This window comes from Pseudoalteromonas sp. '520P1 No. 423' (assembly GCF_001269985.1).
Taxonomy (GTDB): domain Bacteria; phylum Pseudomonadota; class Gammaproteobacteria; order Enterobacterales; family Alteromonadaceae; genus Pseudoalteromonas.
In genome coordinates, this window is sequence record NZ_BBZB01000001.1 from 2,006,093 (window position 1) to 2,032,431 (window position 26,339).

Here is a 26,339-nt window from a genome sequence, read left to right on the forward strand (position 1 = left end):
TCTTTATCCGATAAATAATATTAGCTTTGAACTTCTAAAACAGCCTCATTTTCGTTGGCTACTTGTGCTTTCTTATATGGTTTTATGAGCTTGGTGCTAGTGAATATAAATATACATGCAACTAACATTAAACCTATTTCAGTTGCTATGATAGTTTTTATACCTTGCTGCCATAAATCTAATATTCCAGTACCAAACATCACCCAATCAAGTATCACAGTTGATAATAAAAGAAGCCCTGATATTTTAAGTAAATAGCCTAAAAAAACTTTTTTATTACTATTAAAAGGTAAAACACACGCCACTAAGATTAATGTCGCAATAAAGCTATACACCATATAATCAGGTCTTTGTGTAAAGGTGATAGGCATTAGGCGTTCTGTAATGAAGGCGACAGCCGTTGCGATTACAACACCTCCGGTACTCCATAAAGTAAAGTTGTTTACAAATGCCAGCGTTTTTGGTGATTGGTTCCTTTGTTTACTGCGTTTTTCAATCCAAAGTAGGTTGCCTGTAATGATGAGTCCACATACACCAATTCCTAAAATAAAGTATAACACCCTTAAATCTAATCCGGCATAATCACCAAAGTGAAGTCTGGAGATAACATATAAACCTTTTACGAGTGTATTAGGGTTGTTTTCATCTTTAACATATAAGGCTTCTTGATTTGACACCGCTATTGCCGTTTCATATCTATATGCAAACTCTGTATGTACTTCGCCTCTTATTTGCATCACTGCGCTTTGGTCGCCATAGTTATAAAATCTAATCATACTAGGCGTTGAATTATATTTGTCTTTAATATTATGTAATATGTCATCAACTTTAGGGTTTTCCCATGCTTTATCAGCCCACTTGGGCGCTATTTCTTGATAGCCAGCATCATCTAATAATGCTTGTTGATCGCCTTTGTACAAAATAACCGCAAATGCGATTTGGTAAATAATCACTAAGTTGAAAATTAAACCACTGATGGCATACATAATAGTAAATGGTAGGCTCATTACACCAACAACATTATGCATATCAAGTAATTGACTTCGTTTTAGTTGTTGAGCGCGATATTTAAAAAAGTTTGAAATTAGTTTTCTAGCGTGCATAAATATACCAGAAATGATTGCAAAAAAGAAAAAGAGTGTGACAAAGCCAATAACATATGAACCCGAAGGCATATTTAAATCATAATGTAATTTATATATAAAATTAGCTAAGTAAAAATCATCCGGGCTGCCTATGATTTCACCTGTGATCGGATCGATCAAAAGGGCATCATGATCTTCTTGCCCTGCTTCATGTTCTACATCAATGTAAACTTGATGATAAGGCATGTATTTATTTGGTTGTACTAAAGTAAGATGTTCTTTAGCATCAAAATTTCTATCTTTGATGGCAATTTCAAGAATTTGGCTAACAGGTAGTGATTCGCCTTGATTAGCTTTAAAATGCGGTTGCATTGACCATTGAGTGATTTCACCTCTAAATAGTGCAATTGACCCCGCAAAAAATACAATAAATAGTAAACCGGATATGATTAACCCAATCCAACTATGTGCATCTGTGATTCTTTTCAAAAATTCTTTATTCATTATTTATCTCAATACAAAAATAGCGTTTAGACAAACTGACAGTAACAATACTGAAAAGCACCTCTTCCATGCTTGTCTACCGCAATCACTGACATAACACCAAACCATCATACTGATCCATAAAGGAAAAGCGCACAGTAATCCTATAAACAGGCGTGTATCTACTGCTGCGGGTAATAAGTAGTTAAGATTTAGCATGATAGAAACTGAAACCAGACATCCACCAAAAATTGCAGGTATGCTTTTTGCCCACATTACAAACCTCCTAATTGTGCTAAACCAATTGAAAAAACAGCACCTAAAGAAACGAATGGTAAAAGCTGTATTTTTAAATGACCATGAGCAATCACAATTATTGTCCAAAAAGCCATAACGATTGATAGCACGACTAAGGCTGCTGTTATAGCTGGATATGAAGCTAATAGTAAATACCAACTAGCTGAACAACAAACGCTGAAAATTGACCAAGTAATGCTTTTATTCGGTTGTTTGATTATTAATGTTTGATTGGGGCTAGAGAGAAATACAGCTAAGCATCCTATCCATAGAAGTAACACTGAAATCGTCATGATAATGCAAATAATTGTTATTTAATTGTTTTATTATATATATTGCTGCATAAATTTAAAGCGATAATTTCCTTTATTTTAAATACGACAGACCGAAATTAGGTACTTACAAAGGGGTTTTTATAAAGATAGAGCATTAACGCTAGCTTTTCATTAGTAATTATTGCTATTATCGCCGCGAATTGTAATGAGAGTGATTTTTATTATCGAATTGTTACAGAGACGTGGGATTTAATAGGATTTAAAAATGAAAACTAGCTACCTAACTCAGGCTATTCGCACAGGGTTATTACTAACAAGTACTTTTGCTTTGTCGGCTTTTGCACAAGAAGACATTTCAGGTGTTGAAAAAATTGTTGTAACAGGTCAAAAAATTGATCGGTCTTTACAAGAAACAGCGGCAAGTGTTGCTGTTTTCACTGAAAAAAACTTGGAGCAACAAAATATCACGAATTTTGGTGAAATTTTAGCGCATGCACCGAATGTAAATTTTGACGATTATAGTTTTAGTATTCGTGGTATAGATGCATTTAATGTATCAGGTGGTGGAAATAGTTACTTGGCGAGTGTTTATGTTGATGGTGCTGCTTTACCTTATCGTATGATTCAATCTGGTGGTTTTTCAACCTGGGATGTTAGCCAAGTTGAGATTTTAAGAGGTCCACAATCAACACTTCAAGGTCGAAATGCATTGGCAGGCGCTGTGGTAATGAGCACAAAAGATCCGAGTTATGAATCTGATATGAAGGTACGTATTGGTTTTGGTGATTACGGAAGAAAAGATGCCGCGATAGCACTAGGTGGTGAATTAGTTGATAACCAAGTTACATTTAGATTTAGTGGCGAAAAATCAGAACGAGATGGTTTTGTTAAAAATATAACTAGAAACGACAGATCTGATTATTCTGAAGATCAAACTTATCGATTAAAAGTTAGAGTTGAGCCAGAAGCAATTCCCGATTTATCAGTCATGTTTAGTTATACCTATAATGAACAAGAGGATGGCGTTTCTGGCAGTGCTACTAGCTCGGGCCTTAAAAAACATTCACTCTATGATACAAAAACTTTTGATGTAACTGAAAATGATCTTTACAGCATAAAGGCTGACTACGATATCAACGATATTTGGTCACTGACTTCAATATCTAATTATGTTGTGAGCGATTATAACTACCAATGGGATGGTGATGCGGGTGTGGGTGAATCACAATCAGTATTAACTGACGATAGAACAGACACGACATTTAGCCAAGAATTTAGAGCGACATTTGAATATGAACAATTATCAGGTTTAATTGGTTTATATCATTCTAGTTTAGATGTTGATGATATTAATGGTGGTGATCGTAAAATAACACTTGCCAGATTGGGTGTGCCAACTTTATTAGTTGCGTCACCTGAATATGGAGGCCTAGGTTTACCGCAAAACTATGCTGATATGATCTTAGGTTTATATCAAGGTGTTGATCCTGTTGAGTTAAAAACTCATGGAGAAACTTCGCAAAAAGTAGTTTCAAGTGCAATTTTTGCTGATTTAACTTATGAAATAAATGAGCAGTGGGATATTTTAGCGGGTATTCGTTGGGATCGTGAAACGCAAGAAAATGAAGCTCAAAGCGTTATTACGGTTGCTAACGGTGAGCTACTACCAGACCCAAGCAATGCAAATCTGGATCCTATGACAGCGCAAATTATTGCAGGATTAAACGCACAACTATACAAAATGGCAGATGATGCCTCTGGGAATGAGCCTTTAGTTGATGCAAGTTTTAATGCATTTCTACCTAAGCTAGGTGTGAGTTATCACTTTACTGAAGATATGACTACGAGCTTTATCTATCAAAAAGGATATCGTTCAGGCGGCGTCGGTACTAATATTGCTCAAGCTACGATATTTACCTATGATGCTGAATATACCAATAATTATGAATTATCTTATCGTTCTGTTTGGTTAGATGGCGCTTTAGTTGCCAATGCAAACCTGTTTTATGTTGACTGGAAAGATCAACAAGTTCAAGTTCAATTAGGTGCGAATCAATATGATAGAGAAACAAGGAATGCAGGTAGCTCTTTTGTTAAAGGTTTCGAAACTGAAATCTTTTACCATTTAAATTCAAACCTTACAATTTCAGCTGGTCTTGGATTATCTGACACTGAGTTTGAAGATTTTCCATTAAATAAAGATGATGACGAGTTTAATTTAGCTGGTTTTAGCTTTAGAAACTCGCCTGAATGGACCGGTAATATTGCAGTAACCTATAAAGGAGATAATGGTTTTTTTGCTAATATTAATGCCAATTATGTTGATGAATCACGTGGAGTATCAAATCCTTATGCACAGAACAATGATCCAAAAGACATTCAAGAGGCACGTCCTGATTTTGATCCTATGAATGATTCGGTAGCTTTAGTTAATACGCGCATAGGGTATGAATGGGATAACATGGGAGCTTACTTAACTGTAAGTAATCTATTTGATAAAGATTATATAACTTTGGTTGATACGGGCTATGGCACACAAACTTATGGTGCGCCAAGAGAAGTTGCATTTAGATTTCATGCCAAGTTTTAAAGTGTAATGTTAAAGCTTAAATAGACTTACTGTCGATAGTCTATTTTGATTTTTCAATATCTCATTAAGCTATCAATCTTTGATTGATAGCTTAAATCATACAGACAATTTCAATTAAGTTATTAAGCTTTTTAAAAGTGCTATTATTTTATAATGGTTTTACTTTTAGTCCATCTATTTATGATTATCTGTTTATTGTCTCGAACCGTAAAAGTTAAAATAATTGATTGTGTTGTACGGAATCTGATTTTAATATTATTTCTTACATCTTTTTATACGTATTCAAACAACCCCCATAAAATGACTTTGATACAACCGCCAAAAAGTCAAGCTGGACTTTACATTAAAGAGTTACTCAAGCGTTTGTATTCTGAGTTGGGTAAAAACGTTGAATTTATTGAAGTCCCTGGCGCACGTGAATTACAAATGGTTGAACAGGGATTGTTAGTAGGAGCGTTAGCACGCCAAGCTGGTATTGAAGAAAAACATCCTACTTTAATACGCATACCTTTACCTATTTTGACATTCGAGTTGGTACAAGTCTCTAATGAAAAACAATGTGGTATGTGTAAATTAGAAAGTCTTAAGTCTATTAGTTATACCAGAGGCGCTGTAATAGCTGAAAACTATTTAAAACAGCTTTCTATGCCTATTAAACAGTTTCCAATTAAAAATAGCCATTCATTGAACAATTTATTGTTAAAGGGAAGAGTGGATAGCGTACTTATGATGGACTTTGAAATGACAGATGAAATTAAATTTAAAGATCATTTTATTAAACGCAGTATCGAACAAAAAGTGAATTATCATTATTTATCACCAAAATATAAACATTTAAAGCAGCCCTTATTAAAAGCATTAGCAAAACTTAAAAAAGATGGTGTCATAGAGCAACTGAAGTATAAATATAGAATAAATATGAAAAGATTACGTTAAAGAGTGTTTTATATAAGATTAAAAAATAAATTAGGATATTTTTTATATTGAAAAAAGAGTGAATTTTTTAAAGGATTAAATGGCTGGGATACCAGGATTTGAACCTGGGAATGCCGAGATCAAAACCCGGTGCCTTACCGCTTGGCGATATCCCAACTAATTTAATCTTAACTAAAATGGTGCGGAAAGAGAGACTTGAACTCTCACATCTTGCGATACTGGAACCTAAATCCAGCGCGTCTACCAATTCCGCCACTTCCGCATTTTTACTATAAGTAAAGTATTTTAGTTCATTACACAAATAAGTCAATGGTGGCTACTACGGGATTTGAACCTGTGACCCCATCATTATGAGTGATGTGCTCTAACCAGCTGAGCTAAGTAGCCATTTATGTAATCATCTGTGCGATGCGGGGCGGATTATGCGGATGATTGAGGGAATCGTCAACCCTTTTTTGTAAATAATTATAATTTTTTTAAATTGATTAATAATTTCTCAAATATTAGGATAAGCAAAATAAGTTGATAATCTATTTAGGTAAATAATGAACAACAAGGCGAATCACTCACAAGGTGTCTTATTGTTTAAGTTAAACTCAAGGCAGTTGTTTGCAATGGGTACCCTTAAAGTTAAAGAGCTAGTGCGCTATTCTTCAATGAGCCGATTACCTAATTCGCACGATACAATTATAGGCACTGCAACAATCAGAAATCGTACCGTACCAATTGTAGATATGGCTAAAGCAGTCGGTTACCGTGCGATCACATCAGAAGAATTAAAAGACAGCTATATAATCATTACTGATTGCCAAAGAAAGGAGGTCGGTTTTTTGGTTCGAGGTATAGATAAAATCGTTAACTGCAATTGGCGTGATATCAAGCCACCTCCAAGTTCTGTTGGGCAAAATGCCTTTTTAACTGGGGTTGCAAAAATTGAAGATAAGATCATTCAACTATTAGATGTTGAGTTAGTACTATCTCATATATACCCAGAAGATAGCGCAGGCTACTTTCCAAGTCTTACGGATATTCAAAGGGAAATGGTAAAACCTTTAAATATTTTAATAGTTGATGACTCTAGAGTTGCAAGAAAACAACTATCGGATGCACTTAATGGCTTAAATATTCCATATAAAGTCGCTTGTAATGGTCATGACGCTATAGAAATAATGAAAAGTAATTCGCAAACATCCCAACAAGTACATTTGCTTGTGAGCGATATTGAAATGCCAGGATTAGATGGTTATGAATTATCGTTTGAAGTGAAAAATACCCCTTCCTTAGCTAATGCCTATATTATTTTACACACCTCTCTTTCAAGTGAAATGAGTCTTAGTCAGGCTCATCAAGTGGGCGCAAATGAAGCCTTAACTAAGTTTGATGCGGCTGAATTAATAGAGGCCATTTTAAGAGGTGCTGAACATCATTATGAGCACCAAAACCAGTTAGATATAGCTTAAATAATGACAGTTTACTATCGAGCTGACATTACTCATTTAAGTTTGATAGTGAGCATTTTTGACGGTATTCGCTAATCGACTTGCCCATATTTTCATAACAGATTTAATGCTATCAATATTATTTTGCTTACCATCTACGTACATTTCATTTGTTTCTCGTTCAACAATGGCTGCTATTAAAGGCTGCTGTGTATTTGCATCAATAAATTTTACTTCCATGGATGCTTCGCCGATAACTGTTTTTTTAATTCCGATTTAAAGTAATTAGTAAGTGATCTTTGTTTAGATTTATCTTCATTCGGACTCGAGATAAAATTAGTATAATCTTTTAAAAAACCAGATTGGTATTTAGGTGTCTTTGGAATAGATGAGCAAGCTACAACATACAAGCTACTTGCTAATATTAAAAACTTAAACTTCATAATTGAGTCTTTGATTTTTTATAAGGTAAATTAACTATAACAAGTGAAAAGTGACTAAAAGTAATTTAGTAGGAGCATTTATTTTTAAATCTGTAACAATATTTATGTTAATTACACACTTAATTGGTTTGAGATAGATACTTTTTTTGATTTTAAGATTTAAGACTGATGGTAATATTTGTTGTAAAGACCTAAAATTAACACAAATATTAAAATCCCATTGTGCTCTATATGTTATTTAATCGAATTTTACTTTGTATCTTTTTTTTGTTTAGTTTTATCAGTTATAAGAGTTTATCAGCTCCTGTAAGTGATGGTATGTGTATTTTATTAAAGCAACAAGTACAGCAATTTAGTCATGCAAAACAAAGCCGTAGTTATAGGCAAGCTAAACGTGCATTCGATCAAGGGTGTTATAGAGCTAAGGTAAATAAGTCCTCCACACAGCCAGTTTCAAATAAAACAAAAACTGCCAAAGAAATACCTACAGAAGTAAAACCGATAGGAGTTACCCCTGTTGAGGTATTACCAGCAGAAGTCATGCCTGTTGAAGTGATGCCAGTTGAAGTGAAAGCGGTAGAAGTAAAACCTATTGGGGTTAAGCCAGTTACTCAAGAGGTAAAGAACACAGCCCCTGTTATTCCAAACTCTTCAAGTAAAAGTACTTTACTTGACGCTTATTTAATGCCAACACTGGTATTAGTCTGCGTTTTATTGCTCGTTATTTTCTCTCTCTTTTATATAAAACCCAGAGCAGGAAAGCTAAAAAATAGTGTTAAAGCTATAAAGTCCAAAGCAGAAAACATAAAAATAGAACATGCTGAAAAGAAACACAACAAAGAAAAATCAATAATAAAACCTATCTCTAAAAAACGACCTGTAGCAAAAAAACGAAAAAAAGATGAGTTAGATAAAGATATTTACAAGTCATTTAAGCAACTTGAATTGCGATTAGAGAACAAAGAATTAGTTAAAGTAGAGCGGATCACTGTTTCTCCCTATGGTATTTTTGTGATTGCATCACAAACACAAACCGGTGGTATATTTGGTGGTTTAAATTCTGATAAATGGACAAGTAAAACAGGCGATAAAACGCTCGAGTTTAATAATCCAATTAAAGATGTAAAACAAAAGTCCGCTGCATTGGCAAAGTTTTTGGAAGTAAAAATAGAAATTCAGTTAATTGTATTATTCGATGATGCAACAGAATTTAAGGCGCCTATGCCAGCAGCTGTGATGAATCGAAGTAAATTAAATACTTATATTAAAAGTTTTAAAGAACTTGTTTTAAGTGATGATGACTTTGAAGATTACGCTCAATTAATAAATAACAAAGTAACGGCAGATTGGAATAAAAGTCAGAATAATGGACATCCAGAAGAATACAAAACAGCGCCACTTATAAATAACTTAGAAGAAAAACCGAAAGTCACCCATAGCGCCTCTGAAGATCAGCAAATGAACCAAACTTCAAACCAAAACTTAAGTGATGGAGTCATAAATAATTCCGATATACCTAAGCAAGAAGAATCTGCTAAACCGCTTTCACTGGAAGAAACACTAAATGAGCTTTATAAAAATGAAGCACATATTGCAACTCAACATGTAGAAGAGCCAGAAGATAACAAGGTTGAAGAAGTCGTAGTAAATTTACATGAAACAAATAATACTGACAATACAGTGGAAGAAGAGCTGACTCAACTTCCAACTGAAGATGAATTTTTAGCAAGCTTAGAAATGCCTGAGCTGTCTAATGAAAAAGAAAATGAAGAAACGCTTACTAATATTGAAGCTAAGCAAATTGCTTCCTCAGAAAGTGACGAGATACTAGCTGAAATTGAGCAAGCAAAAAAAGAATTAGACTCTTATTTGGATGAGCCAAATTCAAAACCTCAATCAAGTATTGAAGCTGTATCGGATGATATTATAGAGCAGTTAGCTTCGATAGCTCAAGGTCAAAATGAATTACCTCCGCAAGCAAAAGTTGTTGATAAAGTTAGTGATATAGAAGTTAAAGACTTAAACCAAGCAGATGATGCTTTGGCTTCTTATTTAGAGTCTGAATCTAATTCTGAGGATGTTAGTGAAATTACACTGGAAGTTGATATTCAAAGTAATGATGAATTAAAACAAGCAGATGATGCTTTAGCTTCCTATTTAGAATCTGAGCTTGATGATTCAAACAACTTAGAAAACGATTTATCTCATGATACGCTTGAAGTGGAAGTTCACAGTGCTGATGATTTTAAACAAGCTGATGATGCGTTGGCTTCTTATTTAGAATCTGAGCTTGATGATTCAAACAACTTAGAAAACGATTTATCTCATGATACGCTTGAAGTGGAAGTTCACAGTGCTGATGATTTTAAACAAGCTGATGATGCGTTGGCTTCTTATTTAGAATCTGAGCTTGATGATTCAAACAACTTAGAAAATGATTTATCTCATGATGCTGTCGAAGTGAATACCCAAAGTGTTGATGATTTAAAACAAGCACAAACGTCACATAAAGTAAGTGAAAGCAGTGATTTATTTTCGAATCTGTCACTAGATCCTACTTGGGCTGCTGATTCAAAAGAGACACCAAAAAATCCAACATTAGGTAATACTGATAAGTCTCTAAAAATTGAAAATAAATCAGATGTGAGTAGTTTGTCTAATATCACATTAGATGAAAATTGGGATGAAAAACCTAAAGAGTAAGATAAGAGACTAAGATTAGGGATTATTAAAAAATAAGCCAAATGAAAAACTGATTAATGGTCAATGCAAAGTTGGCCATTTTTTTTAAGATGGTAAGATGCTAAATCCTGTGCTAAAAATAGTTTGCCATCATAATTATCTTCAGCTTCTTGGCGGATCAAATCAAGAGAAGAGTCTCCAAAATCTGAATATCTAGCGCTAAAATGGGTTAAAACTAAGTTTGGTAAATTAATGTTATTCGCCATGAGGGCCACTTCTTTGGCGCTTGAATGCATAGGTGAGGGACCTACTTTATCTGACACTTCTTGCGTATAGGTTGCTTCATGGATCAATACATCAATATTATGTGCTGCTTGGGATAATAGTTCCGGTTTGCAATTATCTCCTGCAACGATGACTTTTCTCACTCTATGATCTGTCATCCAATAATCTTTACCTATTAATTTATGACCATTATCTAGAGAAACAGTCTCACCTTTGCATAACTTGCCCCATATAGGACCTTTTGGAATATTTTCTTGTTCTAGTTTTTCTATATTGAGCTTATGGGCTAAATTTGATACAGTCAAACGCCAAGCATGGCAAGGCACGCGGTGCAATAATTCAAATGCTTCAACTTCAAAACCCGCAACTTCAATTGGCGCTTTAAGGTTTTCAGTTGCAATAAACTCTATAGGATATGGAATATAACAATCTGTCGTTTTGAGAGTGACATCAATGAACTCTTTAATACTTGCTGGCGCAATGACTTTTATAGCGCTTTGACGTCCTGCCATACCCGCACTGGCTAATATACCTGGTAAACCATAACAATGATCACCATGAACATGAGTAATGAAAATGGCCTCTAATGCGGCTAAAGAATAGGGCGTATGCAATAATTGATGTTGTGTGCCTTCACCACAATCAATTAAGCACCACGTTTTTTCTCGCTCTAAACCAATTGCCAAGCCTGTGACATTACGTTTTTTAGTAGGTACACCGGCTGAAGTACCTAAAAATGTAAATTTCATGAGTAACCTGAATTAGTAATTAAGCTGTTTCTTTTTCAAAGCAAACTTTTAAAAATGCAATTGCTTGCTCTTCTATCGGCGATAATACACCATCAGCGAGCGATACACCTTCAGCTAGTTTGATAGCTTCAAGTTGTAGTGGTTTATCATGGATATTGTGACTTCTTTGAAGGATAAAATCGTTAATTTGATTATGTTTTATGGCATATTTACATTTTTCACTCACATCATGTAAATAAGTATCGGTACACATTTGAGAAGTCCAAGTTAGAGTTTTTAACCACTTTTTAGTATAAGCAAGTTCAGCATCATCAATAACACCATCTATCTCGATAAAGAGCACAACTAAATCAACTAATGCTTCTCTTTGTAGTTGTTCAACACATACACCCATATCTAGGTAATTGAGTAAGTTTTCAAATTTCATTGTTATTCCTTTTATATTCGAAAGTGATAGTATTTAATTATTACCTTTAGAAATTAATTTAGTTTTTCAGTTAAATCAAATAGAACCCTAATAATTGATACCACCTTGCTTAAATCTCTTTAGGTGCATATTCTTTTGACATTATTAGTCGTTTTCTCTTTTTAAAGCTTATTCGGTGTAATTTATGGTACAAAATATAGTCAAAGAATCTGTTTATACTAAAACAATAAAAACGATAATTGCATCTATTTTTTCAAATACACCATTAAAAGATTCTATATATGAAGTTGCGGCTAGTTACTTTGAGTGTGCTTCGCAAAATGAAGCCGAAAAACTCAGTATTGAAGCGCAAATAACGCAAGTAAAACAGAAAATAGCTGAAAATGTTAAATCAGACAAGTTAAAGTTGGCTTTAAAAAAGCTAGAAAATAAATTAAAAGATTTTGATATTAAACAAAGAGAGCAAAGAACAGCAAGATTATTACCTATAAAAAATGTCTGTGAAGATATTTTGTCTTTATGCAAAGGTAAAGATTGTCATGAAAGACATAATAAGTTTGCGCGTATTTTAGGCACAATTCAATTGATGGTACCTACGGCAATAAAAGCTGCTAATAACCAAAATAAAAGAAGTAAGCATTTATACCGTGCTATTTTGAGCTTGTTATTGTTTGAGCAACTCATGAAAGATCAGCTTATCACAAATGCTTATATCCAAGATGTGCAAAACAAAGCGTTAGATGAAGCCGACGAAGAGATATATCAAAATGAAGTTCTAATTCCGATATTAATGACGGCGTTATTACTTGATATCGGTAATCACCACCCCGATGCTATCAAAATATTAAAAGGTGAGGATGGTAATTTAGATGAATTTAGAACACTTAATAATGAAGAACGCCTTGCTTTACTAAAAATAAAATATAAACAAACAATTAATTATTTAGAATATGGTCTTGGGGTTGCTACTTATATTGGGAATAAAAAATCAGAAAGAGCCCTATTTTATGAACATGAAAATAATAAACTGTCGTTTATCTTAGCGCTATTAAAGCGCTCCGTAGATCCTAAAAAAGGGATCGGGAATGTCATTAAAATCCCTCAAATATATGTATCGGTTGTTTTAAGCACGCGAAAAAACTTTGATTATAGATCTTTGCCTAGAGTATTTATGTTATTAAATAAAGGTGCTGAAAAAGGCAGTCATAGCCAAGTTGTAGTAAATAGCCTTTTAAAAATACTCGGAATTTTTCCGCCAGGGTTTGGAGTCACTTATATTCCTAAAAATATGGATGGTATTGATTTAGATAGATTTGAATATGCGATAGTAAATGGTATATACCCACAAAACCCTCACGCACCGATACTTAGAGCGGCTACTAAAAATTTAACCTTTACTTCATCAGGGCATGATTTAATTTTGAATCCAGAAAACAACTTATTTTATGCTAATTGCCGTAAAAAATTAGAAAAAGTCAGTAATGAAAGATTAAATGAAATTCTTAAAAAACTTTGGTCAAACTTTGAAAATAGAACAAACGAGGCTGAGTTTATTCCCCATTGTTGGGAACCACATGAATATTTTTCTTATATTAAAAATCAAAATTTGTGGAATAAAAATCGATAAATGATACGTTTTATTTTGATAGCTTTATAAATAAAAGTTATTCTGTTAAGTGTTTTATTTTTGAGAACATTTTTAGTGAAAAGTGATAATACAGTTAGCTTAATTAAACCAGATACTGATCCAGTGAGTGAACAAACAATTCAATTTAAAGTAGCAAGTATTAATCTTTTCAATTACTTGAGCCCTCCAAATGCTTATTATGATTTTGAGAATATTTATAGCCAAGAACAATGGCAGAAAAAGCAACTTTGGTTCGGTGAGTTATTAAAAGAGCAGCAACCAGATATTGTTGGTTTTCAAGAAGTATTCAGTATCAATGATTTAAAGCTTTTATGTGAAAGTTTAGGTTATAAATATTTTGCTGTTATTGATGAACCTAATATTGAAAATGACTTTATTTATTCAAGTCCCGTTGTTGCTATAGCCTCTAAATTTCCAATTATGAATACTCAATCCGTGACAGTCTCTAATGAGTTAGCAGTGACTATGGGGTTGCAAAACTTTGATTTTAGCCGAAAAGTGCTTAGAGCGACGATTGAGCTACCTACAATAGGTTTATGTGATTGCTATGTTGTGCACTTAAAATCTAAACGTGCAGATTTAACATGTGAGCAGGGCTACTTAGCAGGCTTATCTACCAGTGCTGCATTACTTGCTAAGCAAGCATTAGGTCGTTGGCAATCAGATATGCAAAGGGGCAGTGAAGTGTCTTTGTTATTTCATGCCATACTGCAAAGGCGTGATAATACCAATAATGCTATGATGCTTATGGGAGATTTTAACGATACTTTAGATTCAGCAATCTTGAATGCCCTTAATGTACAGCGCAGTGATATTCATAATGCAGATATCAAAATGACTGATTTGTCTCGTTTACCCGATTATGCAATTGATAAATCATTTAGCTATTACCAATTGTGTGATGCGTATGCGTTATATATCAAATCACAAAATAAAACGTCTACCAGCCAAGTAAGATCGCCCTCTCATTATTTTTGTACTAAAGGCTCTGTACTCGATTATATTTTATTGTCTAATGAATTTAATACAGATAATAGTACAAGTTTAGCCGAAGTGTCTTCTTATATTACTTATGATAAGCATTTAATAAACCCTGAATACGATATTGATAGTCACAGTACAGATCACGCGCCTGTGATCGCAAGTATAAAAATTAGAGATTAACATTTAGTTGGAGAAAAATAATGATTAAAGTAATAACGGGTCTTTTAATTTTTATATTAATAGGGTGCTCAGAAGTACCCTTAAATCAGCTTACATCAGACAGTAAAATATTAGCCTTTGGTGATAGTTTAACGTCAGGTAAAGGCGTGGCAAAACAACATAATTACCCAAGTGTATTAGCTAACTTGAGCGGTTTAACGGTTATTAATGGGGGTATTTCTGGAGAAACCACAGCACAAGGCTTAAAAAGGTTTGAAAATACCTTAATAGAACATCAGCCTGATTTAATCATATTACTTGAAGGAGGAAATGATTTTTTACGTAATAAGTCACTGGCTCTAACACAGTCAAATTTAGCTAAAATGATTGAAATAGCTCAAAGCTATAATATTCAGTTGATATTATTAGCGGTACCCACTAAAAGCTTATTTTTAAGTCCTGCTGATTTTTATCAAGACTTAGCTAAGAAATATGATGTTGTATTAATAGAAGATATCGTCACTGATCTATTAAAAAATAATAAATATAAATCAGATCAGATTCACTTTAATCAATTAGGTTATCAAAAATTGGCTCAGCACATTCACCAAATATTAATCGATGAAGGTGCGCTATAAATCATCTATTATATACCCAAGCCACTTCAAGATGCAGGATTCAGTTGGATTTAGAAGCGCTTTAGGCAAGGCATTGATTGCAGAGAATGGTTATTCCCTTGTCAAAATCAATAACGCAGCATAAAGCGCTTCTAAACCAACCCTGCGGGGACTTCTGAGCAAATCATGCTCGTTGTTCCATCTTCTTTTAAGGGAAAAACCATTAATACAAAGATGCGCCTAGATCACGAATTGCTCAGCAGTCCTGAAACTCGCATCTTGAAGTAGCTTGGGTATAAGTTCACTCACTTGACTTAAATGGCTAAAGGAATCTAAATCATAGAACTTTACAACTTCTTCATCTGACAGTATTTCAAATACATCTTTATCATCCTGAGATTGAACCTCATTAAGCATTAGCCTAAACCTTTGCCCCAATACTTAGGCAACATGCGGTAGCCGATATCTGTTTGCTGCTCTTCTGGTAGGCATTTAATGCCACAAAATCCGATTACTTCATCTGTCTCTTTACACAATAAAGCATAACGTGCATAACCGTATTTTTTGTATTCGGCTTGCCACACGTTGGTGATCACATTAATTGCATCTTGTTTCGTTTTCACCATACCTAAGTCGCCAGTATATTTAGTCACATCTTTATTTATTGAAAAAGCATATACAGCATCTAAGTCATCTAGCGTGAACTCTCTTATTTTTAAACGGGGTGTTTCTATTAAAATTGTCATTATTTTTATCCTGGAATTTATGTAACAGGTATGAGTATAAAGTGAATTAAAAAGCAAAACAGATACAGATTTAATAAATAAAATGCAATACAGAATGGTGTAAGGCTAGGTTTAAGCTCAGTTTTTAAAATGTGGGTTCAAGGTGCTTTTGGCACCTTGAAGATTAAGATGTTTTTAGTGCAGGATTTAAAGTATTGTCTAAAGTAAAGATTGAATCCCTCATAATTAGTTCAGGTTTGAATAAATTATCAATGAACAGGTTATCATTTTTATAAACGTACTTAAGCACCCAAGTAGCAGCCATCTTACCCATTTGATTTACAGGATAGTCAACAGTTGAAAGCTTAGGATATAAGTGACGCGCAAAAATTGTATTATCAAAACCTATGATGGATATATCAGCAGGTAATTGTAAGTTATGCTCTCTCGCGACTGTCATAGCACCTGACGCAGTTTCATCATTTGCACAAACAACAGCAGTAAAACCTATTTTTTTATCAAGGAGTCGCTGCATACCATTTGAACCACCACTTTCTTTATAGTCACCTTCTACCAGTAAAGAATGGTTAAACGAAAGATTAAATTCCTCAAGTGCTTTTTTATGACCATTCAAACGGTTTTTTGCATCTTCTTTCCAAAGAGGACCCGAAATTACCGCTAAATCGGTATGGCCTTGATCTAATAATGCTTTGGTTGCTAAATACCCACCTTGTTCGTTATTTAGGCTAATGCAACGATCTGCAATTTCTTCTATATATCTATTTATGAGTACAATAGGAATTGAACCTTGACTTAGTTTTATTAAATATTCATCTGATACGGCTTCAACATGTAAGATCAAAGCATCACAATTACGACCAATTAAAAACTCAATGCTCTCTATTTCAGTTGCTTCTTCAGCATGGCCCGCAGCAATAATAACGTGTTTATGTGCCGCTCTTAACTCTGATTCAATACCGCTGAGCATCGCACCATAGAAGTAACCACTTAACTCAGATACTAAAATACCGACACTGTTTGAGCAGTTTGATGCCAAAGACTGTGCAATAGAGTTAGGGCGGTAATCTAGCTGTTTCATCGCAGCTAAAACCTTCTCTTTGGTTTTATCACTCACTCGCGCATTATTGTTCATCACACGAGAGACTGTTGCTAAAGAGACACCTGCTAATTCAGACACTTCATAAATTGTTGCCATTTCTTTCCTTAAACCAAAAGTAACCCTGTTACTGGGGCTACTTTATCATAAAAACTAACTTGTTACGGCATTGAGCTCTTTGTGTATTTGCTCAACTTTTTTATTATCTAGAATATACCAACGCATTGTTGCAGCCGCAATAAGTGAGCCCAATGCTGGGTATAAAGTAAATGATAATAAGATGCCTTGGGTTGTTTGAACTGTTTGTTCAACATCCGCTTGATAACCATAATAAGCAAGCGCCCAACCAGCAAGTGCGCCACCAAATGCAACACCTAACTTAATAAAAAAGATAATGGTTGAATAAACCATACCAGTAATGCGAACGCCGGTTTTCCAATGACCATAATCAATCGCATCAGCCATTTTGGCCCAAAGTAGCGGGGTCGCCATATCTAAAAAGAATTTCCAAAAGAAGAAAGAGACACAGGCTAATATTACTTGGTCACTGGCAATGAAAAAGCTTGAAATACAAATAATAGCAGCAATGATTTGCAAGCTAATATATGATTTTATTTTACAAAAACGTTTAGCTAGAGGTTGTGCAACTGCGCAGCCTAATAAACTCCCTACCATGCCAATTGTCATAAAAGTGGTGATCAAGTCTTCACGTCCAAGAAAATACTTTACGTAATACACAGCTAAAGTGAAGCGTAATACTTGGCCGGTTAATAAAAATACACCAGCAAGGCATAATAATCTGGCTTGGTCATTGAGCCATAGCTGTTTCATAGAGTCTTTAAATGAAACTTTTTGATTCATCGGTGCTGCTATTCTTTCTTTAGTACCTGCAAAACATAATAAAAATAATACAACGCCAAAAACACTCATTATTATCATTGTCATTTGATAGCCTTTAGCAGAATCACCATGGCCAAAGTATTCAACCATCGGCATAGTACATGCGGCAACTAATACGCCACTTAACATGGCAAAAATAAAACGGTAGGTTTGCACTGATACGCGCTCTTTAGGAGCAGCTGTTAATACGCCACCTAGTGAGCAATAAGGAATATTAATAGCAGTGTAAACCATCATTAATAAGGTGTATGTAATAAAAGCGTATATGATTTTATTTGTATCGGATAAATCAGGTGTGGTAAAAGCGAGCACACTTAAAATACCAAATGGCACTGCTAACCATAAAAGGTAAGGGCGAAATTGCCCCCACTTTGTTTTAGTTCTGTCTGCAAGTGCCCCCATTAATGGATCTGTTATCGCATCAAAAATACGAACAACCAAAAACATAGTTCCTACAACTGCAGGAGATAAGCCTACAACGTCGGTATAAAAAATAAGGAGGAACATCATTACTGTTTGGAAAATGATATTACTTGCGGTATCGCCTAATCCGTAGGCTACTTTTTCTTTAATTGTAAGCATATTTACCTCAGCGATTAAGTTCTTTGGTTAATAAAGTTTTTATATGCATAACCACTTGCTTTGATGGTACGTATTTGACTTTGATAATCAACATAAACAATGCCAAAACGCTTAGTATAACCTTCAGCCCATTCAAAGTTATCCATTAAACTCCATGCAAAATAACCTTGAATATTAACGCCTTGTTCTATCGCATCATTAACAGCATTTAAATGGCTTTGATAATATGCTATTCGGTCAATATCATTCACTTCATTATCTATCAGTTTATCAGCCATAGCTGCACCATTTTCAGTGATATAAATTGGCGGTAAAGAATAAGTTTCATTTAATGACACTAATAAGTTACTAAAACCCTTAGGATAAATTTCCCAGCCGATATCTGTTATAGCGACATCTTTAGGCGGTACTTCTCTAAATAACTCTGATTTATCTGCTTCATATACAGCACGGGTATAATAATTTATCCCTAAAAAATCCAGTGGTGTTGAGATAATGTCAAAATCACCTTCATGGATATCGGGATGATTTTCTGGTGGTAATTCATTTAATAAATCAGGGTAAGCACCATCCATGATTGGTTTGATATACCACTGATTAAAATAATCATCGGCTTTTTGTGCTGCGATACTATCGGCTTGCGAATCAGTTTTTGCATAAGCTGGTGTAAAGTTTAAAACAATGCCATTTTGTGTATTTGGACTGTTTTTAGCTAATACTTGCATTGCCAAGCCATGAGCAAGTAATAAATGGTGTGCTGCTTTTTTACCAAACTTTTTACCTTTTATACCTGGTGCATGTATTCCTGCTTCATAACCTAAATAAGCACTGCAGAATGGTTCATTTAGGGTTGCATAAGAATCAACGCGATTGCCAAGGGCTTTAGTTATAAAATCAACATATTGTTCAAAAGCATAAGCGGTATTTCTATTTAACCAACCGCCTTTATTTTCTAAATGTTGTGGCAAGTCCCAATGATATAAAGTGACAAAAGTTTTAATATTACGCGCTTTCAATTCATCTAATAATTTGGTGTAAAAATCAACACCAGCTTGGTTTAGAGAACCATCTAGTTTTATAACACGAGGCCAAGAAATTGATAAACGATAAGCATCTACCCCTAAAGATTCAATCAGGTCAACATCTTGATGCCATTTATTGAAATGATCACAAGCAGTATCACCATTAGATTGATCTATTATTTTTCCATCTGTTGCGCAAAAGGTATCCCAAATACAAGGTAGGCGATCATTAACACCACCTTCTATTTGAAACGACGCAGTAGCAACGCCAAACGTAAATTCTTTAGAGTTCATTTTTGAATTATTCGGTAACGATATTTTCATATTAAGCCAAATTCTTATTTTTTGAGTTCCAGTTTAAATTCACTTTTACACACATAATGATTACGTCGTCAGATACTACAACTAAAAATGAGAGCGCTTACATTTTTTGTAAAATATATTGCGCTTAATCTTATCTGTGATATAAATGAAAGCGCTTACATAAAGGTTAGAGGTTTATTAAATAAAGGTCAATACTTTTAACATTATGTTTTTTTAATACGTTAGTAAGCCAATAAAGCTGAGTTTTTAATAGAAAATAATTAAAAAAGGCTCACGTTTTAAGGTGTTATAAAAAAGTGAACGAGGGGAAACTTATGGTTAGTCCAGCTGGAGTAACAAATACACAAAATCAGGCAGGTGAAAATTCATCGCTAAATTATAACTTTGCGCTAATTTCGCTGACATCTTTATTTTTTATGTGGGGTTTTATTACCTGTCTAAATGATATTTTGATACCGCATTTAAAAAATGTTTTTGATTTATCTTATTCTCAAGCAATGTTAATTCAATTTTGCTTTTTTGGTGCTTATTTTTTAGTTTCTATGCCTGCAGGTGTGGTTGTTAAAAAAATAGGTTATCAAAAAGGTATTGTACTTGGGTTATTGATTGCCAGTATTGGCTGTGGCTTATTTTATCCCGCAGCATCCTTACATAGTTACCCAGTATTTTTAGCTGCATTATTTGTATTAGCCTCAGGGATCACCGTATTACAGGTATCAGCGAATCCATATGTGAGTATTTTAGGCGATGAAAAAACCGCTTCTTCTCGCTTAACACTGACGCAAGCTTTCAACTCGTTAGGTACAACAATCGCGCCTTTTTTTGGTGGGTTACTTATTTTAGGCATTGCATCTGGCTCATTTGAATCTATTGAACAGCAAAAATTGATGCAAGCGCAAGCTGTGCAGATGCCATATTTATTATTGGCGTCATCTTTACTTGTTTTGTCGGCTATTTTTGCCTTTATGAAATTACCACAAATCTCAGAACCTGATACAAGAGAGCAAATAAATGAGGGTTCAGCTTGGCAATATAAACATTTGGTTTTAGGTGCAATTGGCATATTTGTATATGTCGGTGCAGAAGTGGGCATTGGCAGTTTTTTAATTAACTTTATGGCTATGGACGCGATTGCGGGTTTAGATGAGTCAGAAGCGGCACATTATCTTACTTATTTTTGGGGTGGTGCTATGGTAGGACGTTTTATAGGTGCTGCTGTAATGCAAAAAATAGATGCGGGTTTCGTTCTGTTTTTTAATGCGTGTTGTGCCATTTTATTATTGCTTATAGCCATCCTGGCATCAGGTAGTTTAGCGATGTGGGCTGTTTTGTTAATTGGTTTATGTAACTCAATTATGTTCCCTACGATATTCAGTTTAGCCCTAAGAGGGTTAAAACAACATACTAGCCAAGGCTCAGGCATTTTATGTTTAGCCATAGTTGGTGGTGCCATTATTCCTTTATTACAAGGATTTTTAGCTGATGTAGCTGGCGTACAAATTTCTTTTATATTGCCTTTATTGTGTTTTGTTTTCATTGCTTATTACGGTTTAAAAGGGAGTAAATCTTAATGCAATACTTAAAAAATAAATTAGTGTACTCAACGGGTTTAGCAACCACTTTATGTTTTGGGCTATTGGCATGTAGTGGTAATGAAACTGATGCTTTGCAGGATATGGCTAAAAATCAGTTAAAAAATAAAACCTCTCACATATGGCCAAAGCTCAATATTGCAGTACAAAAAGATCTCAAGATGGAATCTAAGATCACAGCTTTGCTTAATAAGATGACGTTAGAGCAAAAAGTTGCACAAATGATCCAACCTGAAATTCGAGATATTACAGTTGAAGATATGCGAAAATATGGTTTTGGCTCATATCTCAACGGTGGCGGAGCATTTCCGGATAATAATAAACATGCAACCCCCGCTGATTGGATTAAATTAGCAGAAGATATGTATCAAGCTTCTATTGATGATTCATTAGATGGCATAAATATCCCAACTATGTGGGGCACGGATGCGGTTCATGGTCACAACAATGTCATTGGCGCGACTTTATTTCCTCATAATATTGGATTAGGTGCTGCGAATAACCCTGAATTAATTGAAAAAATAGCGACTATTACAGCAACCGAAGTCATGGTCACAGGTATAGATTGGGTGTTTGCACCAACTGTCGCTGTTGTGAGAGATGATAGATGGGGCCGTACTTATGAGGGATACTCAGAAGATCCTGATATTGTAAAAGCTTATGCATCTTCAATAGTTAAAGGTCTACAAGGTACTGTTGATGAGGACTTTTTAGCTGAACATCGTGTAATAGGCACTGTTAAACACTTTTTAGGGGATGGCGGTACACAAGATGGCGATGATCAAGGCAATAATATAGATACAGAACAAACCTTGTTTGATATTCATGGTCAAGGATATGTTGGTGGGTTAACTGCTGGCGCACAAACTGTTATGGCATCATTTAACAGTTGGCATGGTGAAAAAAATCATGGTAACAAATACTTGCTTACGGATGTATTGAAAACACAAATGGGCTTTGATGGTTTAGTTGTAGGTGATTGGAATGGTCATGGCCAGATCCCTGGGTGTACTAATGAAAGCTGTAGCCAAACGGTGAATGCAGGATTAGATATATTTATGGTACCAACAGATGCGTGGAAACCGCTTTATCACAATACCATAACACAGGTTAAAAGTGGTGAGATAGCAATGTCTCGTATTGATGATGCTGTTACGCGTATTTTGCGTGTAAAAATGCGCGCTGGATTATTCAATAAACCAAGTCCTAAAAAACGTTTGTTGTCGGGTAAAACAAGCTTAATAGGTGCTAAAGCTCATAGAAAAATAGCACGCCAAGCTGTGAGTGAGTCATTAGTTTTACTAAAAAATAAAGAAAGCATTCTGCCTTTATCTCCTAATCAAAACATTTTAGTTACCGGGAATGGCGCACATAATATTGGTAAGCAATCTGGTGGCTGGAGTATAACTTGGCAAGGAACTGGTAATAAAAATAAAGATTTTCCTGGCGCGACCTCTATCTATCAAGGTTTTAAGTCAGCGATGCAAGCGGGAGCTGGAAAAATTGAGTTAAGTGAAAACGGTCAATACATACAAAAACCAGATGTTGCTATTGTGGTATTTGGTGAAGAACCTTATGCAGAAGGCAATGGTGATATTGATAATTTAGATTATCAAAGAGGCAACAAAACGGATTTAGCATTGCTTAAACGGCTAAAAAGTCAGGGTATAAAAGTTGTGTCTGTATTTATAAGTGGTCGGCCTTTATGGGTCAATGCAGAGCTTAATGCTTCTGATGCTTTTGTTGCAGCTTGGCTACCTGGCTCTGAAGGTCAAGGAATTGCAGATGTATTATTTACAAAAACTAATGGCGAAATAAACCTAGACTTTAAAGGTAAACTTTCTTTTTCATGGCCTATAGCGCCAGATCAAACATCAGTTAATAAAAATGATAGTCAATATGAACCGTTATTCTCATATGGTTACGGCTTAACTTATCAAGATGTAGATACACTCGCTGATAATTTAAATGAATCAATTAACTATTCAGAACAAGGCCTACAAAGTTTAGTGGTCTTTGAGCGATCCCCAAAAGCACCTTGGGAATTACTCATATCAGATAAAACAAGCTCTATGCCTGTGATTTCAAGTGTACAAAATAATGCAGTTGTCACAATTCAAACTCAAGATAGATTGATACAAGAAGATAGCCGTACCATTACTTTTAATGGTAAAGGGCTTGGAAGTGTGATGCTTAAAAGTGATTTTCCGAAAGACTTAAGAGCATACAGTGAAACAAATGGCACTTTATCGGTAGAGTTTATGCGTGGGAGCGACATTTTAGCTGATATTAAACTGGGCATGACTTGTTCTGATAGTTGTAAAAGCGATTTTGATATTACTGAAAATCTTAATCAAGTAGTAATTAATGAATGGCATAAAATAAGTATCGACCTTAAATGCTTTGAAAATAAGAACTTAGATTTAGGCAAGGTATATAGCCCTTTTTCATTAAGTTCACAGGGTAAAGCTAAGTTAAGTTTCGGCCAAATAGCATTAAATCCTTATGGTGCTGAAAAAGCATCAATTAGTTGTCAGTAATTACCCCTCGATATGGAAGCCGTCTGCTCATTAAGGCTTCCATATTTTTATTTGTACAAATTTTTTATGAGGTATCACTATGAGGTTACTTAGTGGTTTATTATTTTCATTATTAATGTCTGGTGTTTTAAATGCACAAACAGTATCAATTCCTGGAAAGCCAACGGAAGATAAACTACCCATCAATATGCTTAAAGCAGCTTTAAAGTATATTGATTTAGAGGCGAACTTTCCTTATGAGGCAAGTGACAGTGGTGATATTTCTTTTACACGAATAGCGCAAGACATTAATAATGGTCAACTTGATATTTTTTGGAGTATGACTTCTAAAGAAATGGAAAAAGATTTTATTCCAATCTATATCCCTATTTATCGTGGTCTATTAGGTATGAGAATTCCAATCGTTACACAAAAAAATAAAAACCTATTTGACAACATCGACTCTTTGACACAACTTTCAAATTATAAAGCAGGTAGTGGCACATTTTGGCCTGATACTGAAATTATGAAATCAAATGGTATGAAAGTTGTGACAACTTTGAAATATCAAAATTTGTTTCCGATGTTAGAAGGTGGAAGGTTTGATTATTTTCCAAGAGGGCTACATGAGCCTTGGCAGGAAGTTTTAAACGTACCTGAGCTTAATTTAACGGTAGAGGAAAATGTATTAATCCGTTATACCGCCCCGAACTATTTTTTTGTAGCAAAAAACAATCCTAAATTAGCAAAAAAATTAAAAGAAGCTTTTGATTATATGATTGAATATGGGAAGTTCTCACAGTTATTTTTTGCGGATAAAGAAGTACAAAGTGCATTAAATAAAGCAAATATAAAAAACAGGAAAATTTTTGATATTCAAAATCCACACTTATCAGCTGCTACGCCACTTAACCGAAAAGAACTTTGGTTTGATCCAATAAGAGGTCAATAGAATGAATTCAATTACACAAAAAATGCTAATGGCTTTGGTTAGTTCAACATTGCTGGTATTAGTTTTGGTTTCTTTGACAAGCTATATGGTGCAAAAAAACAGTGAAATTAACTATTGGCAAGATAATACACAAGTATTAAATGAACAACTTAAGGTTATTTTATTAGAGCCAGTGTTCGCGTACGATAAACCACTGATAAAAAGTATTTTAGAGGCGATAATAAAGGATACTTCAGTTGCCAGTGTATCTGTATTTGATCAAAGAAATAAAGCATTAGGAGAAGTTAAAAGTGCAAATTCTGATACTGATGAATCAGTTACTTTACCGCTTATTTGGGAAGATAAAAGCCAAATAGGCTCGGTTAAGATTGACTATTCTCAACAAGGGGTTATGGCTAAACTGAATCAAGCGATTGTTGAAAAGTCACTTGTTTTGATAACCACACTGATTTTATTAAGTTTAGTTTTAACTTACTTTTTAAGAAAAATAATTATAGCGCCTTTACTTAATCTATCTGGCGTATTGGCCGATATTGCACAAGGTGGTGGTGATTTAACACAAAGGATCCCAAAAAAATATGATGATGAAATAGGCGGGTTAGCAGTTAACTTTAATAATTTTATTAATACGGTGCAGTCTATCGTGTCATCTTTAGCTGGCGCAAATAAAGAGCTAGAAAATGTCGCCACAAGAGTTGAAAGTGTCAGTGATACAACTAATAAAGATTTACATGAGCAGCGGAGCCAAACTAAAGATTCATTAGAACACTTAACACAATTACAAACAGCAACATTAGACATTGCTAAAAATGCAGAGCAAACATCAATTAATACCAACAATGTTCAAAAGTTGTCGCAACAAGGCAAAGTACTGATGGAGAGTAATTTAACCAAAGTAGATGAATTGGTTGAAGAACTAGACAATACAGCCAAAGTTGTGACACAACTTAGAAGTGAAACTCAAAACATTACTCAGGTCCTTGATGTAATAAAAGGCATTGCTGAGCAAACAAATTTACTTGCCTTAAATGCAGCCATTGAAGCTGCAAGAGCTGGAGAGTCTGGTCGTGGGTTTTCTGTAGTGGCCGATGAAGTAAGGGCGCTTGCAAGTAAAACTCAGGACTCGACCAATGAAATAGAGCAAATGATTATTTCATTACAAAAACAAGCACAAACCTCTTTTGAAGCCACTCATAGAAGCAAAGAATTAGTCACCCATACAATAGAATCAACCCGTAGTGCCAATAGCTCTTTAAACGAAATAAATGACAAAATTGAGGAAGTAAATGAAATGAATACCTTAATTGCCAGTGCATGTGAGGAGCAATCATCCGTAACCTTAGGTGTAAAAGGTGGCATGGAAAAAGTAGATATGGGAGCACAGCAGCTAAGCCATGAAGCAAATGTATTACATACTGCCACCGCAGAGCTAAGTGAAGTGCAACAAAAATTAGTTAGACAAATTACCCGTTTTACATATTAAAACTGTATTACATAAGAGATATAA

At 34.6% G+C, this 26,339-nt stretch carries 22 protein-coding genes and 3 tRNA genes; 11 read left to right on the top strand and 14 right to left on the bottom strand.

The annotated features are described in order from the left end of the window. Positions 1-20 precede the first annotated feature (20 nt). From PSA_RS09180 to PSA_RS09190, 3 genes are read right to left on the bottom strand one after another with little or no spacing between them, the layout of a single operon-like run. On the bottom strand, positions 21-1,589 hold the full coding sequence (locus PSA_RS09180) for a PepSY domain-containing protein (protein WP_052379939.1): 1,569 nt from the start codon (positions 1,587-1,589) through the stop codon (positions 21-23). Positions 1,590-1,592: 3 nt separating this feature from the next. After that, positions 1,593-1,844 (bottom strand): hypothetical protein, encoded by a 252-nt coding sequence (locus PSA_RS09185; RefSeq protein WP_042144655.1) that lies wholly within the window; start codon positions 1,842-1,844, stop codon positions 1,593-1,595. Continuing rightward, entirely contained in the window at positions 1,844-2,158 is a 315-nt protein-coding gene (locus PSA_RS09190) for a hypothetical protein (protein ID WP_042144658.1), read from the bottom strand. The genes PSA_RS09185 and PSA_RS09190 overlap by 1 nt, the downstream gene beginning before the upstream one ends. A 247-nt stretch (positions 2,159-2,405) precedes the next feature. Between PSA_RS09190 and PSA_RS09195 the strand changes: the two genes are divergently transcribed. Continuing rightward, positions 2,406-4,730 carry a TonB-dependent receptor gene (locus PSA_RS09195; RefSeq protein ID WP_082305685.1) on the top strand — a complete coding sequence of 775 codons (2,325 nt, stop codon included), beginning with the start codon at positions 2,406-2,408 and terminating at the stop codon, positions 4,728-4,730. Positions 4,731-5,030: 300 nt separating this feature from the next. Next, the gene (locus PSA_RS09200; protein WP_042144660.1) at positions 5,031-5,666 is read left to right on the top strand and encodes a transporter substrate-binding domain-containing protein; all 636 of its coding nucleotides are present in this window, start codon (positions 5,031-5,033) and stop codon (positions 5,664-5,666) included. An 80-nt stretch (positions 5,667-5,746) separates the two neighbouring features. Here the strand turns inward: PSA_RS09200 and PSA_RS09205 are convergent. The 3 genes from PSA_RS09205 to PSA_RS09215 all read right to left on the bottom strand — a co-directional run bounded on the left by PSA_RS09205 (position 5,747) and on the right by PSA_RS09215 (position 6,053). Further along, a tRNA-Gln gene (locus PSA_RS09205) sits at positions 5,747-5,821 on the bottom strand. A 22-nt stretch (positions 5,822-5,843) separates the two neighbouring features. Then, positions 5,844-5,928: transfer RNA gene (locus PSA_RS09210), tRNA-Leu, on the bottom strand. Between the two features lie 48 nt (positions 5,929-5,976). Next, a tRNA-Met gene (locus PSA_RS09215) sits at positions 5,977-6,053 on the bottom strand. A gap of 158 nt (positions 6,054-6,211) precedes the next feature. Here PSA_RS09215 and PSA_RS09220 point away from each other — a divergent pair. Then, the gene (locus PSA_RS09220) at positions 6,212-7,126 is read left to right on the top strand and encodes a chemotaxis protein (protein WP_042144699.1); all 915 of its coding nucleotides are present in this window, start codon (positions 6,212-6,214) and stop codon (positions 7,124-7,126) included. 36 nt (positions 7,127-7,162) lie between these two features. On the opposite strand, the gene PSA_RS09225 is transcribed toward PSA_RS09220, so the two are convergent. Then, on the bottom strand, positions 7,163-7,381 hold the full coding sequence (locus PSA_RS09225; RefSeq protein ID WP_337589992.1) for a DUF3313 family protein: 219 nt from the start codon (positions 7,379-7,381) through the stop codon (positions 7,163-7,165). A gap of 485 nt (positions 7,382-7,866) precedes the next feature. Here PSA_RS09225 and PSA_RS09235 point away from each other — a divergent pair, with 485 nt between their 5' ends. Continuing rightward, complete coding sequence (locus PSA_RS09235) at positions 7,867-10,251, top strand: NERD domain-containing protein (RefSeq protein WP_197276817.1); 2,385 nt, start codon at positions 7,867-7,869, stop codon at positions 10,249-10,251. A gap of 53 nt (positions 10,252-10,304) precedes the next feature. Here PSA_RS09235 and PSA_RS09240 read toward each other — a convergent pair whose 3' ends face one another. After that, positions 10,305-11,264, bottom strand: a complete 960-nt coding sequence (locus tag PSA_RS09240; RefSeq protein ID WP_042144712.1) for a ribonuclease Z — start codon at positions 11,262-11,264, stop codon at positions 10,305-10,307. Between the two features lie 19 nt (positions 11,265-11,283). After that, positions 11,284-11,691 carry a hypothetical protein gene (locus PSA_RS09245; RefSeq protein WP_042144714.1) on the bottom strand — a complete coding sequence of 136 codons (408 nt, stop codon included), beginning with the start codon at positions 11,689-11,691 and terminating at the stop codon, positions 11,284-11,286. A 184-nt stretch (positions 11,692-11,875) separates the two neighbouring features. Between PSA_RS09245 and PSA_RS09250 the strand changes: the two genes are divergently transcribed. The 3 genes from PSA_RS09250 to PSA_RS09260 all read left to right on the top strand — a co-directional run bounded on the left by PSA_RS09250 (position 11,876) and on the right by PSA_RS09260 (position 15,120). Then, positions 11,876-13,318, top strand: a complete 1,443-nt coding sequence (locus PSA_RS09250; protein ID WP_042144716.1) for a hypothetical protein — start codon at positions 11,876-11,878, stop codon at positions 13,316-13,318. A gap of 75 nt (positions 13,319-13,393) precedes the next feature. Beyond that, positions 13,394-14,503, top strand: coding sequence for an endonuclease/exonuclease/phosphatase family protein (locus tag PSA_RS09255; protein WP_231665238.1), 1,110 nt, complete (start codon positions 13,394-13,396; stop codon positions 14,501-14,503). Between the two features lie 20 nt (positions 14,504-14,523). Continuing rightward, positions 14,524-15,120, top strand: a complete 597-nt coding sequence (locus tag PSA_RS09260) for a GDSL-type esterase/lipase family protein (RefSeq protein ID WP_042144718.1) — start codon at positions 14,524-14,526, stop codon at positions 15,118-15,120. 219 nt (positions 15,121-15,339) lie between these two features. Here PSA_RS09260 and PSA_RS25175 read toward each other — a convergent pair whose 3' ends face one another. From PSA_RS25175 to PSA_RS09280, 5 genes are all read right to left on the bottom strand, one after another. Further along, the gene (locus tag PSA_RS25175; RefSeq protein ID WP_157575761.1) at positions 15,340-15,516 is read right to left on the bottom strand and encodes a hypothetical protein; all 177 of its coding nucleotides are present in this window, start codon (positions 15,514-15,516) and stop codon (positions 15,340-15,342) included. Continuing rightward, the gene (locus tag PSA_RS09265; protein ID WP_052379943.1) at positions 15,516-15,845 is read right to left on the bottom strand and encodes a GNAT family N-acetyltransferase; all 330 of its coding nucleotides are present in this window, start codon (positions 15,843-15,845) and stop codon (positions 15,516-15,518) included. Before PSA_RS09265 ends, PSA_RS25175 begins: the two co-directional genes overlap by 1 nt. A 163-nt stretch (positions 15,846-16,008) precedes the next feature. After that, positions 16,009-17,040, bottom strand: coding sequence for a LacI family DNA-binding transcriptional regulator (locus PSA_RS09270; RefSeq protein ID WP_042144723.1), 1,032 nt, complete (start codon positions 17,038-17,040; stop codon positions 16,009-16,011). 54 nt (positions 17,041-17,094) lie between these two features. Further along, positions 17,095-18,423: a glycoside-pentoside-hexuronide (GPH):cation symporter gene (locus tag PSA_RS09275; protein ID WP_042144725.1), complete on the bottom strand. Its 1,329-nt coding sequence runs from the start codon at positions 18,421-18,423 to the stop codon at positions 17,095-17,097. A gap of 14 nt (positions 18,424-18,437) precedes the next feature. Then, entirely contained in the window at positions 18,438-19,769 is a 1,332-nt protein-coding gene (locus PSA_RS09280; RefSeq protein ID WP_042144728.1) for a GH1 family beta-glucosidase, read from the bottom strand. 314 nt (positions 19,770-20,083) lie between these two features. Between PSA_RS09280 and PSA_RS09285 the strand changes: the two genes are divergently transcribed. The 4 genes from PSA_RS09285 (at position 20,084) to PSA_RS09300 (ending at position 26,315) form a co-directional block, all read left to right on the top strand. Continuing rightward, the gene (locus tag PSA_RS09285) at positions 20,084-21,340 is read left to right on the top strand and encodes a sugar MFS transporter (protein ID WP_042144729.1); all 1,257 of its coding nucleotides are present in this window, start codon (positions 20,084-20,086) and stop codon (positions 21,338-21,340) included. Continuing rightward, positions 21,340-23,901, top strand: coding sequence for an exo 1,3/1,4-beta-D-glucan glucohydrolase (locus PSA_RS09290; RefSeq protein WP_052379944.1), 2,562 nt, complete (start codon positions 21,340-21,342; stop codon positions 23,899-23,901). The genes PSA_RS09285 and PSA_RS09290 overlap by 1 nt, the downstream gene beginning before the upstream one ends. Positions 23,902-23,980: 79 nt before the next feature. Beyond that, the gene (locus PSA_RS09295) at positions 23,981-24,832 is read left to right on the top strand and encodes a transporter substrate-binding domain-containing protein (protein WP_042144731.1); all 852 of its coding nucleotides are present in this window, start codon (positions 23,981-23,983) and stop codon (positions 24,830-24,832) included. Between the two features lies 1 nt (position 24,833). Further along, complete coding sequence (locus PSA_RS09300) at positions 24,834-26,315, top strand: methyl-accepting chemotaxis protein (protein WP_042144734.1); 1,482 nt, start codon at positions 24,834-24,836, stop codon at positions 26,313-26,315. Positions 26,316-26,339 lie beyond the last annotated feature (24 nt).

Bases quoted from the DNA above. Each gene is read 5' to 3' on its own strand.
- PSA_RS09245 (WP_042144714.1), bottom strand. From the start codon at position 11,691: ATGAAATTTGAAAACTTACTCAATTACCTAGATATGGGTGTATGTGTT.
- PSA_RS09195 (WP_082305685.1), top strand. From the start codon at position 2,406: ATGAAAACTAGCTACCTAACTCAGGCTATTCGCACAGGGTTATTACTA.
- PSA_RS09280 (WP_042144728.1), bottom strand. From the start codon at position 19,769: ATGAAAATATCGTTACCGAATAATTCAAAAATGAACTCTAAAGAATTT.
- PSA_RS09275 (WP_042144725.1), bottom strand. From the start codon at position 18,423: ATGCTTACAATTAAAGAAAAAGTAGCCTACGGATTAGGCGATACCGCA.
- PSA_RS09300 (WP_042144734.1), top strand. From the start codon at position 24,834: ATGAATTCAATTACACAAAAAATGCTAATGGCTTTGGTTAGTTCAACA.
- PSA_RS25175 (WP_157575761.1), bottom strand. From the start codon at position 15,516: ATGCTTAATGAGGTTCAATCTCAGGATGATAAAGATGTATTTGAAATA.
- PSA_RS09250 (WP_042144716.1), top strand. From the start codon at position 11,876: ATGGTACAAAATATAGTCAAAGAATCTGTTTATACTAAAACAATAAAA.
- PSA_RS09220 (WP_042144699.1), top strand. From the start codon at position 6,212: ATGAACAACAAGGCGAATCACTCACAAGGTGTCTTATTGTTTAAGTTA.
- PSA_RS09285 (WP_042144729.1), top strand. From the start codon at position 20,084: ATGGTTAGTCCAGCTGGAGTAACAAATACACAAAATCAGGCAGGTGAA.
- PSA_RS09190 (WP_042144658.1), bottom strand. From the start codon at position 2,158: ATGACGATTTCAGTGTTACTTCTATGGATAGGATGCTTAGCTGTATTT.
- PSA_RS09260 (WP_042144718.1), top strand. From the start codon at position 14,524: ATGATTAAAGTAATAACGGGTCTTTTAATTTTTATATTAATAGGGTGC.
- PSA_RS09185 (WP_042144655.1), bottom strand. From the start codon at position 1,844: ATGTGGGCAAAAAGCATACCTGCAATTTTTGGTGGATGTCTGGTTTCA.
- PSA_RS09235 (WP_197276817.1), top strand. From the start codon at position 7,867: ATGTGTATTTTATTAAAGCAACAAGTACAGCAATTTAGTCATGCAAAA.
- PSA_RS09290 (WP_052379944.1), top strand. From the start codon at position 21,340: ATGCAATACTTAAAAAATAAATTAGTGTACTCAACGGGTTTAGCAACC.
- PSA_RS09270 (WP_042144723.1), bottom strand. From the start codon at position 17,040: ATGGCAACAATTTATGAAGTGTCTGAATTAGCAGGTGTCTCTTTAGCA.
- PSA_RS09240 (WP_042144712.1), bottom strand. From the start codon at position 11,264: ATGAAATTTACATTTTTAGGTACTTCAGCCGGTGTACCTACTAAAAAA.
- PSA_RS09200 (WP_042144660.1), top strand. From the start codon at position 5,031: ATGACTTTGATACAACCGCCAAAAAGTCAAGCTGGACTTTACATTAAA.
- PSA_RS09180 (WP_052379939.1), bottom strand. From the start codon at position 1,589: ATGAATAAAGAATTTTTGAAAAGAATCACAGATGCACATAGTTGGATT.
- PSA_RS09295 (WP_042144731.1), top strand. From the start codon at position 23,981: ATGAGGTTACTTAGTGGTTTATTATTTTCATTATTAATGTCTGGTGTT.
- PSA_RS09265 (WP_052379943.1), bottom strand. From the start codon at position 15,845: ATGACAATTTTAATAGAAACACCCCGTTTAAAAATAAGAGAGTTCACG.